The 12,584-nt window shown below is 41.3% G+C and carries 13 protein-coding genes; all 13 read right to left on the bottom strand.

The window, feature by feature from the left end; genetic code table 11:
* Positions 1-22 precede the first annotated feature (22 nt).
* The 13 genes from PGP85_RS07385 to PGP85_RS07445 all read right to left on the bottom strand — a co-directional run bounded on the left by PGP85_RS07385 (position 23) and on the right by PGP85_RS07445 (position 12,567).
* A complete protein-coding gene (locus tag PGP85_RS07385) occupies positions 23-898 on the bottom strand; it encodes a class II fructose-bisphosphate aldolase (RefSeq protein WP_270326834.1) in 876 nt (291 codons plus the stop codon).
* A gap of 17 nt (positions 899-915) precedes the next feature.
* Positions 916-1,626, bottom strand: a complete 711-nt coding sequence (locus PGP85_RS07390) for a GntR family transcriptional regulator (protein ID WP_010740886.1) — start codon at positions 1,624-1,626, stop codon at positions 916-918.
* A 187-nt stretch (positions 1,627-1,813) separates the two neighbouring features.
* Positions 1,814-2,848 carry a zinc-dependent alcohol dehydrogenase gene (locus PGP85_RS07395; RefSeq protein ID WP_010740887.1) on the bottom strand — a complete coding sequence of 345 codons (1,035 nt, stop codon included), beginning with the start codon at positions 2,846-2,848 and terminating at the stop codon, positions 1,814-1,816.
* A 26-nt stretch (positions 2,849-2,874) separates the two neighbouring features.
* Positions 2,875-3,723, bottom strand: a complete 849-nt coding sequence (locus tag PGP85_RS07400) for a PTS system mannose/fructose/sorbose family transporter subunit IID (protein ID WP_010740888.1) — start codon at positions 3,721-3,723, stop codon at positions 2,875-2,877.
* Positions 3,724-3,734: 11 nt separating this feature from the next.
* On the bottom strand, positions 3,735-4,502 hold the full coding sequence (locus tag PGP85_RS07405; protein WP_010740889.1) for a PTS mannose/fructose/sorbose/N-acetylgalactosamine transporter subunit IIC: 768 nt from the start codon (positions 4,500-4,502) through the stop codon (positions 3,735-3,737).
* 12 nt (positions 4,503-4,514) lie between these two features.
* Positions 4,515-4,988 (bottom strand): PTS system mannose/fructose/N-acetylgalactosamine-transporter subunit IIB, encoded by a 474-nt coding sequence (locus tag PGP85_RS07410; protein WP_270326837.1) that lies wholly within the window; start codon positions 4,986-4,988, stop codon positions 4,515-4,517.
* Positions 4,985-5,413, bottom strand: coding sequence for a PTS sugar transporter subunit IIA (locus PGP85_RS07415; protein ID WP_090403141.1), 429 nt, complete (start codon positions 5,411-5,413; stop codon positions 4,985-4,987). The genes PGP85_RS07410 and PGP85_RS07415 overlap by 4 nt, the downstream gene beginning before the upstream one ends.
* 341 nt (positions 5,414-5,754) lie before the next feature.
* Positions 5,755-6,684, bottom strand: a complete 930-nt coding sequence (locus PGP85_RS07420) for a serine hydrolase (protein WP_270326839.1) — start codon at positions 6,682-6,684, stop codon at positions 5,755-5,757.
* Between the two features lie 18 nt (positions 6,685-6,702).
* Positions 6,703-7,635 (bottom strand): zinc-ribbon domain-containing protein, encoded by a 933-nt coding sequence (locus tag PGP85_RS07425; RefSeq protein WP_010740893.1) that lies wholly within the window; start codon positions 7,633-7,635, stop codon positions 6,703-6,705.
* Between the two features lie 178 nt (positions 7,636-7,813).
* A complete protein-coding gene (locus PGP85_RS07430; RefSeq protein ID WP_408639891.1) occupies positions 7,814-8,851 on the bottom strand; it encodes a serine hydrolase in 1,038 nt (345 codons plus the stop codon).
* A gap of 237 nt (positions 8,852-9,088) precedes the next feature.
* Positions 9,089-9,916 carry an ABC transporter permease gene (locus tag PGP85_RS07435; protein ID WP_010740895.1) on the bottom strand — a complete coding sequence of 276 codons (828 nt, stop codon included), beginning with the start codon at positions 9,914-9,916 and terminating at the stop codon, positions 9,089-9,091.
* Positions 9,916-10,929, bottom strand: a complete 1,014-nt coding sequence (locus PGP85_RS07440; RefSeq protein WP_244266014.1) for an ABC transporter permease — start codon at positions 10,927-10,929, stop codon at positions 9,916-9,918. Before PGP85_RS07440 ends, PGP85_RS07435 begins: the two co-directional genes overlap by 1 nt.
* 33 nt (positions 10,930-10,962) lie before the next feature.
* A complete protein-coding gene (locus PGP85_RS07445; RefSeq protein WP_010740897.1) occupies positions 10,963-12,567 on the bottom strand; it encodes an ABC transporter substrate-binding protein in 1,605 nt (534 codons plus the stop codon).
* Between the last annotated feature and the right edge of the window lie 17 nt (positions 12,568-12,584).

A 12,584-nucleotide genomic window follows, 5' to 3' on the forward strand; every position in this document is an offset into this window, starting at 1 on the left:
TTATTTTATTCGAATTGAAAGACTATGGGGCCATAAAAACTTTCATTGCAGCCTTTGCATTATCTTTCATTGCAGCTGTCGCGCTCAACGAAAGCTCATCGAAGAAAACAGCGTCTCCTGAAGTATTTTTCATGTCTTCTTGAACTGCTTTACCAGCAGCTTTATTCATATACGTATAATAGTTGATCTTGCAGATACCGTTTTTAATCGCTATCCGGTAATTCTCTTCTGACACACCTGACCCGCCGTGCATCACAAAAGGAACATCAATTTTTTCCTTGATTTGCGAAATTCGATTGAGATCCAGCTTGGGTTCTTTTAAATAAATACCATGAACCGTTCCAAAGCCAATTGCCAAACAATCGACGCCAGTTTCTTCGACAAATGCCTTGGCTAAGTCTGGGTCTGTGTAGACATCTTCCAAATCCTCATAATCCTCACTAGAATCAGAGCCTCTGCCTTCTCCGCCGCCGACAGCAGAAGTGAAGATATGCCCTAATTCTGCCTCAACACTTACTCCGGCCGCATGGGCAATCTTAACGATCTCCTTGCTCTCTGCTAAATTGACTTCATATTCTTTACTTGATGCATCATACATTACAGAAGTGAAACCCATTCGGATCGCTTTGACACACATCTCAAAGGTTGCGCCATGATCTAAATGCACCGCCACGGGAACTTTCGCTGCTCTGGCATATTGAAGCATGATCGGACCAATTTCTTCCAAGCCGATCAAATTTTCATGTACCTCCGCATGCTGCAAAATTACTGGAGAATTCAGCTCCTCCGCCGCTTGAATCACGCCTCGAATCGCTTCAAGATTTGGTACATTAAAGGCTCCAACCGCGTATTGACCTTCTTTCGCATCCTTTAAAAGTTCACTTAATGTCACTAACATGAATCTTCCTCCTCGTTTTATTTACTAAAACGATATTCAAGATTTGTTGAGAAGACATCGGTATATACATAGGAAAGCTCGATCGGTTTATCCTCCCAGTAGGCCATATTATTAACGACCATGACCACTGCCGGATTGGAAATGTTTAGATATTCGATTTCCGAGTAATTAGCCATTCGGGCGCTCACCCGCTGACTGACGATCTCTGGATATATTCCAAATTGGTTTAGCACCTTCCAAAGAGATTTGTCCGTCAAATCGAAAGAACCAATCTCTGGGCAGCGGCCGATAGGAATAAAGCTTTCAGACAATGAATAAACGGTTCCATCTACACTCCGCAAGCGCAAAAGATAGAAAACGTAATCATTTTCAGCTATTTTGAGTTCTTTACTCAATTTTTCATCGGCTTGAATCACGTTTTTCTTCAAAACCTTCGAACTGATTTTCTTTTTTCGTGAAACAATATCTTCATAAAAACCAGAGATATGCATACTGGAAACGATCTTTACATCTCGATCAGGAATAATAAATCCTTTTCCTTCAATATAAGTAACGATGCCTTGTCTTTCCAATGATTCTAAAGCGCGTTTGATCGTTGTTCTGCTTACATTAAAACTTTCAGACAACTTTCGTTCACTGGGAAGCGGTTTTCCTTGTCCGCTCAACACCTTAGCTAAATTTTGAATATCATCACTTATTTTTTTGTACTTTGGAATAAACTCTTCCACGTAATAGTCCCCCTTCACTCGTCTTGTCTTGGATAGGGAGATCATCAAAGATTTCTATCAAAACAGACAGGTAGCTACATAATAAATAATTATGAAATCAAATGGATTTTCACTATTGATTATAACTGATTTTTTATACAACTACCTACCTTACTATAGTTGCCAACGTTACTTTTTGCCTTATTAACTAGAATTTTACGACTACGCGATATTTATCCCCTTTAATAGCAGATTCAAAGCCTGCTAAAACATCATCGAAGGAAACAACTTCACTGATAAACGGACGCATATCTATTACCCGCTCACTGATCATTCGCGCTGCCCGAATAAAATCTCGACTATTCGAATTGGCCGTACCGCAAATGGAGTAGCCACCTTTATGCAGTTTATCTGGACTAAAGCTGACTGGCTCATCAGGATAAAAGGAAGAATAAAGAATCACTTTTCCGGTATTCGAAACCAGTTCGATCGATTCTTCCGCAACACTGTGAATAGGCGTAGTATCAAAAACGACATTCGCGCCGAGATTCTGACTAACTTCTTTGATTCGCGTTGAAAGATCTTCTTTAGAAGAATCCACCACATAATGAGCACCAATTTTCTTAGCCAAATCCAAACGCTCTGGATTTAGATCGCAGGCGACCACTCGCGCACCGCTTTTCACTGACAAAGCCACATGTAATAGTCCCATAATGCCGCAGCCAATAACGACAACTAAATCGCCATACTGGATATCCGCTGTCTCACAACTATGGACCACACAAGACAGAGGCTCAGTTAAGGCTGCTTCCTCAGCAGTTACTCCAAAGTAATGAAAGAGGTGCTTCGGCTCTACCAGCATATACTCAGACAATCCGCCCATTCCTTTATGCGGAAGTCCTTCCAAGTGTTTACTGTGATCAAAATCCAAACAATTTTGTTCTTCACCACTTTTACAAAAATCGCAATCCCCGCAGGCGAGATTCGTTCCAAAGACCACCTTATTGCCGACTTGCCATTTTGTCTTATCAATTTTATTTCCTAATGCGACGATTTCAGCAGCGATCTCATGACCGCCAATGAATGGATAGTCGACTTCCTTAATACCTGTGTAGACTCTTTGCTCCCACGTACAAATAGCACAGGCATCGATTTTGATCAGAATTTTATTTTCTGAAACCTCCGGCAAGGGACATTCCTCAATTCTTAAATCCTTTATTCCATAAAAAACGGCCGTTTTCATTTTCTGTCTCCTCTCCTAACAGTTGTCTAAAATATATTGAGTGCCCCAAACAATACACCAATAGCCACTAGAATCAGCATGACTCTGGTTGATTTCATTTTTCTATTTTTCAAAAGATACAATGTCAGTAATGTAATCCCCAGCGGCAGAATACCCTTGAACAATTTATCCAAAATATCTTCCTGCAGGCCTAATTTCACCGCACCTACCTTGATTACGAATGGCGAGGAAACAGAAACAAAATTGGCGGTCAAGGCCCCCAAAACAATTGCTCCCATCGCTGATGCGCCTGTGATCAAATACTGTAGAATATTACTGCTCAAGATTTTTTCAATCCCGGCTTTCCCCATTTTGTATCCCTGCATCCAAACAAAGTATGCCAATGAGAACATGATGCCGAACATCAACAACCCGTAAACGACTGGCCCCATCAGGTTCCCGTCAGAACCAAGACTGACACCAAAAGCTAACAGGATCGGTGTTAATGTCCCTTGCCACAACGTGTCCCCAATCCCAGCAAAAGGACCCATCAAACCGGTTTTTATCCCATTAATCGCATCATCTGTAATCGGTGCGCCATTTGCCCGATCTTCTTCCATCGCAATAACCATGCCGCAAATGATTCCGCCAAAATGTGGTTCTGTATTAAAGAACGCCATATGTCGTTTCAAGGCATTTCGATACTCTTCCGGATCATCTGCGTACAGCTTTTTAATAATCGGACTCAGTGAATGAACCAAGCCGGTAGCTTCTAGGCGTTCGTAATTGTAATTGGCATGACTGAAGAATGTCCAACGCCAAAAGGACCTGGTTACATCTCTTTTGGATAATTCTTTTTTTGGCTTTTGAATCTCATTTTCTAATGATTGTTCCATCTCTTCTCCTCCTAACTCAACCCGCCAATTTCATTTCTAGGCGTGATCGTATAAAGATAAGCAATGATCGCACCTAAAACAGCAATAACAATGACATCCAACCCCATATAGATCGACATGACAAATCCTAAAATGAAAAATAGCATCGTATTCGGTCGATTAATCGAACGCAGATTCATCGCGATTCCCAGCGCTGGCAGCAATCCGCCGATTACTTGCAGCACATGCAGCGGAGTTCCCTCCAAGTACCCGAGAATACTCGTAACCGCGCCTGCACCGTAGTAGGCGGCAAACGTGACTGGAATGACACTGATCAGAAAAAGAATGATTTGCGGTGGAACGACATGTAAAAAGTTGATTCGATCAAGATTGCCTTCTTCGGCTGCTTTATCCGCCATATGAACGAAAAAGACATCAATCGTCATATGAGCCACCCAAATCACTGTTCCTAACAAACCGATCGGCATCGCTAAAGTTACTGCAGTTTTTGGATCGGCGCCAGAAGCTATCGCCAAAGCGGTTCCCAATGTTCCGGCCAATCCCGGATCAACAGGTGCTGTTCCGCCGGCTGAAATGAATGCGATATAAGGAAGCTGGATCGCTGCTCCAATGATTACACCTTGAACCGGGTCACCTAAAATAATTCCGACTACCGTTCCAGCGACTAATGGTTTTTGCATAAAAGAGATACTTCCCAACAACGAAAGCCATGGTGTACCTGTTACGCCAAGATAATAAACAACCCCAATTAAAATTGCTTGAATAAAAGAAATTTGCATTGATACCCCTCCCTAAGTCAATAACTTCGCTACATCAATCGCTTTGTCTTCGGCAATGATTTGGATAGTGACCGCTGCTCCCACATCAACGAGTTTTTTCAGGCTTTCTTTCTCAGCTGAAGAAGCTGAAATGTTTTTATAAAATTTTGTTCTACCCTCTTTCGCACCCATCCCGCCGATATTTATTTTTTCCAATGAGATTCCTTGATTTGTCAACGCAACGTAGACCTCAGGAGATTTGGCCAAAATGATTACTTTATCAGCTTCAGTCAATTGCTTGATCGCATTGGCTCCGTCATTGGTACCAAAAACCTCTGTTTTGATATTCGCAGGTGCTACAGAAGTCACGATCATCTTCAAAAAAGTATCATTTGCCGTTTCATCATCTACAATAATAATTCGATTAGCCCCAGTGTAATTAAGCCATGAGGTCATGACCTGACCATGGATCAGACGGTCATCAATTCTCGCTAGTACAATACTCATTTTTCTTCTCCTGCCTTTGCTATCAAATTGTTATACACTTCATTTAAATCTTGAATACTTTCTTTACCACTTTGCAGTGCTGTTCGAGCCAATGCCTCCAAATCTTCGGTAAACTCGCGATTCACTACGATCTCCAGCAGCATTGCCATATTCACACCAGAAAGCACTTTCATTTTATGTGTGACTAAAAGCTTCATCACTTCATTTCCAGGCGTCCCTCCATAAAAATCGACTAAGACGATTACCCCTTCTCCAGTATCCAATGCCTCGACTTTTCCTTGGATCTCCTCTCTCAATTGAACCGGACTATCTCCATGGTACAAACCTACCGACGCGGAGCACTTTACTTCACCAGCAATAATTGCAATGGATTCCAACAACGACTTCCCTAAATCCCCATGAGTAACCACTAGCAAACCAATCAAACAACCCTCTCCTCTCTTAAAGCCTTTGGTTCTAAAAAAGAACCATTGGCTCTATTCACAAATCAAATATATAACCGTTGATAGTTTTTGTCAACATTTTTTTGAAAACACTTTCAAATATAAAGCGAATAATCCTTATCCAACAACAATTCATTCAGCATTAGTTTTCACAATAATATCTTTTGTTTTTACAGTTAGTTTTATAAGTAATCACAATTTCACATTCTCAACGATTGGAAATGACTAAATTATTCGTTTCTAACACCTATTTCTAACAAAAAAATCGCTTTTGCTTTAGTTGACTAAAGCAAAAACGATTTTTTTATTCAAGCATGGTCCACTTATTTTATTTTTGTCGCTGCTAGCGCAAAGTCACCGATCGCTTGTCGCGTTTCCGCGGAATTTTTACTGTTTTGTGTCAATACCACGATCGCAAACGGATTGGTTTCTGATAGAACCAGCCCGATATCATTTTCGACATAATCCAGTTCACCCGTTTTATTCGCCACCAGAATGTCTCCTGACAATTTACTAGGAATCTTGGTACGGATTGTTTGTCCCTGCATGATTTCAAGCATCGCTGATTGCGGATAGGTTCCTTGCTGCTGATAAAGCTGCTTCAAAAAAGTCATACAATCCGTCAACGAAGTATAGTTTTCCTGACCTTGACTGCGTGCTTCATTGTCTAGCATTTTTCGTTCCAGCCGCGTGTCCTGATAGCCCTGCGCTTGGAAAAAATCATTTAGCTTATCCATTCCAAAATAATCGATCAGCACATTGGCAGCATTATTATCACTTTGTTGGATCATCGGTACGACCCAATCATTTAATGTTCTATCTTGTATCTGCTCATTGGGATCTGCTTGCATAAAAGCGTAGTCCATAATAAAAACCTTGATCACACTGGCGGAAATAGTTGGAGCAGAATTGTTGCTGGAAAAGTCTTTATCGCCATTAAAATAGTGAATACCGTAGTAAACTTGTTCGGCACTTGCCAGCAATTGAGTAGAATCTAATTGCGGTTCTGGCTCACTTGACTGTTGAGTGCTGTTCGTACTAACCGTTTCAGTTGTTTCAAGAGTCGCTGGTGTATTCATTTTTTTGGGATTGGTTTTCTTAACAACTTTCGGCTGCACGGTTTGTTGCTGCGCAAAAAACTGATTCACTACTAAATAGGAAGAACCAGCTATTAGAACAAACAGTAGCACGATCCAACCATACTTAGCTTTTCTCGTTGGCTTCGGACTGGAATGTCTTCCCAAAAGGTTCATCTTCTTTCTTTTAAGATTTTAAGAGATCCAGACCTCGTTGACACCAGCATTTTTGGCTACACCATCCGTCAATGCTAAACGAGAAGAATAAGAAACATAGCCATAATAGATCTGAGTGCCGCCGCCATCCCATTTCACAGTGATCTGAACATTTGGATTGATTAATTTAGTATCAGGCATATCAGAAGGATATTGTTCATTCGTTTCATAACTTAGAACATCCCCACTGGCGTTGGTAATAGTCGCTTTTCCAAAATATTGCGTACCATTCACATTTTTCTGCGTCACACTGCCATTTGCACCAATCGTCAGCGCAGTCTGTCTTTGGCTGGTTTGTGAATAATAGAAATAATAAGTGTTCGCCCACTTTGCATAATCCCCGCTAAAACCGCTGGTATTTCCTGAAGTCGTTACCGCAGGACGATCCTTCTCTTGGGCCTTCTGAGTAGCTTCCTTATCTTCCTCTTGCTTCAAGCCTTCTTCATTTTTATCCGTCAGGTCATCTACTTCATCAGCAATCGCTGAAAATTCGCTTTTGCCTAGATCGCTGGCAGAAATTCGGCTTAACTTAAGATTGGATTTCTTATACTCGCCGTTGATCGTCAATTCTTTGGCCTCCGCAATAATCTCATCGTATTTACTTGTATCGACCTTGCTAGACGATACTGTGGTTGCTGGCAGATTCGCCTCATTATTCGAACGACCCGCCATCGCAAAACCAACACCTGCAATAACAGCCAATACTGCTACCCCAGCAATAATAAATGGCCATTTTGGAAGACTGGATTTTTTTTGACTTACTGTGTAGTTTGGTGAAGGATTGGGTTCTTGCAGATTGGCTCCCTGATTTCTTTTTGGCAACGTTTCTTCATTGGCAAATTCATAGCCACAATGTTCACAAAATAGAGATCGATCACTGTTTTCTTCCCCGCACCGCGGACATATTTTCATTTTAAAAGCGCCCCTTTTCCCATTATTTAAACCAACTAAAAATATTATTCCCTTTTTTTATATATTTATTTTAGCATATTAATAGTTATAAAAATCACAATTATTTTTTTATGGCACCTATTCCCATTTATTTTCGCAAAAAAAGAACTCATCCTGTTACAGATAAGTTCTTCTTCATCTATTTCAATTTACTGGCAGCCAAACTAAAGTCTGCAATCGCGGTTCTCGTTTGTACGATATCAGATACTTCATTGGTCAGTACAACAATCGCAAAAGGATTGTCTTCAGTCAAAACAAGACCAATGTCATTTTCGACATTCTGCTGCTCGCCAGTGATATTCGCTACGGTAGTATCCTTTGGCAGTTTTTCAGGAATCTTTGTACGAATGACTTGTCCTTTTAAACTCTCAACCATTGTTTTTTGCGGTTCTTTTTCGCGGCCGTCATAGATTTTTTTCAATAATTTCATACAATCATTTAGCGACGTATAGTTATTCTTTTCGGTTCCTCGAACATTGATGTCGACCATTCGACTTTCGATCCGCGTATCAGGATAGCCTTGATCTTTAAAGTAAGCATTCAGTTTATCCATCCCATAATGATCAATCAAAACGTTCGTAGCATTGATGTCATTTTGCTGAATCATTGGGTTGAGCCATTCGCCCAATTTCTTATCTTGGATCACTTGATCGCTGCCATCCTTTTGTGCAAGGGCATAGTCCATAATAAACAGCTCGATGACATTCGCTGCGATCGTTGATTCAGAATTATCGCTGGAGAAACCTTGTTTATTCTTAAAATAGTGAACGCCATAATAAACCTTACCTGCACTTTTAGTTAAATTCGCAGCATCTAACTTACCGGTGGTTTTCTTTTTCGTTTTTGCTGCTGTTTTTTTCTTTGAACTTGCCTGTTTCTTACTCGTGCTAGATTCTTTTGTCTTTTTCTTCTTAGAGGACTCTGTTGTCTTTTTCGCTTTTACTTTCTTCTCAGAACTCTTTTTAGTCGATTGCTTGGTGCTCGCAGACGTCTTTTTTGGTTCCTTTTGACTTTTTTTAGTGGTGACTGTTTCTTTTGGCTTCTCTGTTGGATTATTTAAAATGCGCGTCACCCCAAAATAAAGGCCGCCTGCCAATAGAAGTCCCGCCAGGCCGATCACGACATATTTTCCTTTGGATTTTTCATTTGGATCTGTATGTCTACCCAAAATCTCCACCTTCTTTCTTTCACATGACTATCAGTTATTCAATAATAAGTTTATCATATTTCATTATTAAAATAATTTCTTTTGAAAAAGAATATATAATTTATAAACACTATTTATTACAACGAACTCACAAGTCTCCTATGTATTTCATTTCTATCCCATTCTACTAAATTTTTCGTTTTATTAAAAAGATTTATAAAAATAAAGAAGCCTAGCTTATGAAATTCATAAGTCAGACTTCTTCGTTTATTTATTTTTGATTTTAGGATCGAGGTAATCGCGCAGACCATCTCCAACAAAGTTGGCGCCGATCGACATAGAGAAGATCGCGATACCTGGGAAGGTGGATATCCACCAATAATTCATATTATTGACTCCATCGGATACCATCGATCCCCATTCAGGTGTTGGCGGTTGGGTTCCTAAGCCTAAAAAGCTTAGCCCCGAGAATGTTACGATCGCATTTCCGATATCTAATGTCGCCATAACCAGCAGTGAGCCCAATGCGTTTGGGACGATTTCCTTGACCAAGATCCGTAAATGACTGGCTCCTAATACTTTGGAGGCAACGATGTATTCGTTCTCCTTCAACGTAATTACAAGACTTCGCATCAACCTTGCATAGTTGGGCCACCAAATAATGGTCATCGCCAAAACAGAGTTAAAAATACTTGGTCCTAATGCCGCTGCAATTACCATCGCCAAAATCAGCGGCGGAAACGCTGCAATCAATTCTGCGAAACGCATCATTATATCATCAATGATCCCGCCGACATAACCGGCGATCCCACCATAGATTGTTCCGATGACGATCGTGATACAGACCGTTACTAATCCCGCTGTAATCGACACACGGCTCCCCATCAAAACTCGTGAGAAAACATCTCGACCTAATTCATCAGTCCCCAGTAAGTGTCCTGCTGAGCCCGGTGACAAAAATCGTTCCATCATATCTTGTGCCAATGGGTTTCTTGGTACGATCAACGGTGCGAACACTGCTATGATCACCCAAAGACCACAGAGTACGAGTCCTAATTTGAATAAGAAATTTTTTTGTTTTAGTAATCGTTTCATCAGCTATACCTCACTCTCGGATCGATGACCCCGTAAAGAATGTCAATCAAGAGATTCAGTATCACGTTGACCATTGCAATCAATAATGAAACACCGCAAATTGCCGGGAAATCCAGCGTCGTTGCAGAAAGATAGGCGTATTGTCCAATTCCCGGCCACGAAAAGATCTTTTCAACAAAGACCATACCGCCTAATAAATTACTAAAGCCCATTCCCATGACCGTAATCACAGGAATCAACGCATTTCCTAGCGCATGTCTTAAAACGATTTGCCGTTGCGACAATCCTTTCGCTTTTGCCGTTCGAATAAAATCCAACGAAGAGACCTCCAACAGATTCGAGCGGGTCTGCCGTGAAATCAGTCCCATGGTAAAGAACCCTAGAACGATCGCCGGCAAAATCAAATGCGATAAAGCATCATTGAACAACGCCCAATTCCCACTCGTTAAGGCGTCTAGGACATAGAGCCCTGTTCCGCCTGTGGGTGCCGAGATTCGCGAACTGACTCGACCACCGCCCGGAAAGAGATGCCATTTGGAATAGAATAGCAGCAGCATGACTAACGCAAACCAGAAGTTGGGGATTGAGACCCCGCTGATTGAGATAGTACGAACTAGATAGTCAAACGGCTTGTTGCGATAGACCGCAGAGATGATCCCAAATGTGATCCCGAACAAAACGGCGATCAGCATAGCCATGACGGACAGTTCCAAAGTCGCAGGGAAAAACTGTTTCAAATCACTGATAACAGGATTGCCGGTGCGAATCGAAGTCCCTAAATCTCCCCGCAGCAAGTTGCTCAAATAGATAAAGTATTGTTCCATCAGCGGCTTGTCCAGACCCCAGCGCGCTCTATAAGCCGCCACCGCTGCCGGATCGCTCATCGCATTTGGACTCATATTTGATGCAATCGGATCACTGGGAACGAGATGTGAGATCATGAATACTAAGAACGTCACCCCAATGATCAAAAAGCAGACAAATAATAAGCGCCGTAATAAAAACCTAGCCATATTCCTCATATACTTTTGCCCCTTGCCTTTTGGTTAGTTGATGCCGACATCTTGGAAATTGATTTTTTGTACTTCGTAGTAGTTAACACCTTTTAAGTTGTCGCGATAAGCTAATACTTTTGGATGCTGTACTAAGAACGCGTAAGGCATATCGTTTGCTAACAGTTTCTGCAATTCTTCCGATGCCTCTTTACGCTTCGTTTCGTCCGATTCAGTTTGGATCGTTTGTTTCAATTCAGCCATCTTCGTGTTTGAAGTGTCCATCCATTTCGCACGTTCGCCGACTGTGTCGCCTGGTAAGAAGACTAATTGGTTATTGATATCCATGTAATCTGGATGCCAATGCATCATTAAGAAGGCTTCTTTTCCTTCACGGTATGAATCGATTACGACACCGATTTCAGAAGTTTCGATCTTGGCATTGATGCCGATTTTTTCTAAATCGTCTTTGATTTTTTGCCCTAAGGTTGTCCATGACATCCCCTCTGTATCAAAGTTCGCTACGGTAAATTTCACTTCAAAGCCGTCTTTATAACCGGCCTCTTCCATTAATTTCTTCGCTTCATCAAGGTCTTGATAATCTTTTTCTTTCTCTAGGCCGCCAACAAATCCTTTCGGAACGATATCTAATGGCAACACCGCTTTATCGCCTGAAATCTTCAACAGTTCTTCGTAGTTGATTGCTTTACGAACAGCTTCTTGAACTTTTGGATTTGCCATTGGTCCGCCTATTTTTTCATCTTGGTTCATTAATAAGAAGGTTGTTGTCGAGCCAACATAGTTTTTGATCTTCACGCCTTCTTGATCCTTCAATTGTGAAGCATTGTCTACGCCGATACCCAATGCGATATCGATGTCGCCTTGTTTCAACATTTGAATCTGGTTGTTCACATCTGGGATTTCTTTGCAGATAACTTTATCATTCGCTACCTTGCCCCAGTATTTATCGTTTTTTGTTAAACTAAGTTCTTCGTTCTGTTTCCATTTGTCTAAAACGTACGCTCCTGAACCAGCTGAATTTGCGTTCAACCATTTTTCAGCAGTATCTTTAGATGACGCATCCTCTGCATCGGTACCACCATGTTCTTTGACAACTTCTGAATCCAGAATCGCAAATGAATTGTTCGCCAATTTTACTAAGAACGCTGCATCTGGTTCTTTTAATGTGAACTTCACAGTGTAATCATCAGGTGTTTCGATATTTTCTACATTTTCCGTATGGTGACTGGTATTACTTTTCAGATTTTTCGTCCGCATCACACTGAACTTCACATCTTTTGAAGTCAAATCATTGCCGCTAGAGAATTTCACGCCTTCTTTGATTTTGAAGGTATGGACTTTTTGCGCATCATCCATTTCGTGTGATTCAGCCAATGACGCTTCAGGTGTTGAAGAATCATAAGAACGATACAAATAGTCATACATCGCGTAATACACCATGTTGCCGTAAACTTCATAGCCATGGTGAGGATCCAAAGTCTTCAAATCAGATGCCATCCCGACTACCAATGTATTGTCGCCATCACCACTGCCGCCACCATCGTTTGACCCGTCTGTGCTGCCGCCACCGCCGCCACAACCAGCTAGTGTCAACATCATCAGACAAATGACGCTCCACAACATCTTTCTTTTTTTCATACCCTGTACTCCTCCTT

The sequence above is a fragment of the Enterococcus malodoratus genome (genome assembly GCF_027659535.1).
GTDB classification, from domain to species: domain Bacteria; phylum Bacillota; class Bacilli; order Lactobacillales; family Enterococcaceae; genus Enterococcus_A; species Enterococcus_A malodoratus.

Bases quoted from the DNA above. Each gene is read 5' to 3' on its own strand.
- PGP85_RS07385 (WP_270326834.1), bottom strand. From the start codon at position 898: ATGTTAGTGACATTAAGTGAACTTTTAAAGGATGCGAAAGAAGGTCAA.
- PGP85_RS07395 (WP_010740887.1), bottom strand. From the start codon at position 2,848: ATGAAAACGGCCGTTTTTTATGGAATAAAGGATTTAAGAATTGAGGAA.
- PGP85_RS07400 (WP_010740888.1), bottom strand. From the start codon at position 3,723: ATGGAACAATCATTAGAAAATGAGATTCAAAAGCCAAAAAAAGAATTA.
- PGP85_RS07405 (WP_010740889.1), bottom strand. From the start codon at position 4,502: ATGCAAATTTCTTTTATTCAAGCAATTTTAATTGGGGTTGTTTATTAT.
- PGP85_RS07410 (WP_270326837.1), bottom strand. From the start codon at position 4,988: ATGAGTATTGTACTAGCGAGAATTGATGACCGTCTGATCCATGGTCAG.
- PGP85_RS07420 (WP_270326839.1), bottom strand. From the start codon at position 6,684: ATGAACCTTTTGGGAAGACATTCCAGTCCGAAGCCAACGAGAAAAGCT.
- PGP85_RS07425 (WP_010740893.1), bottom strand. From the start codon at position 7,635: ATGAAAATATGTCCGCGGTGCGGGGAAGAAAACAGTGATCGATCTCTA.
- PGP85_RS07435 (WP_010740895.1), bottom strand. From the start codon at position 9,916: ATGAAACGATTACTAAAACAAAAAAATTTCTTATTCAAATTAGGACTC.
- PGP85_RS07440 (WP_244266014.1), bottom strand. From the start codon at position 10,929: ATGGCTAGGTTTTTATTACGGCGCTTATTATTTGTCTGCTTTTTGATC.
- PGP85_RS07445 (WP_010740897.1), bottom strand. From the start codon at position 12,567: ATGAAAAAAAGAAAGATGTTGTGGAGCGTCATTTGTCTGATGATGTTG.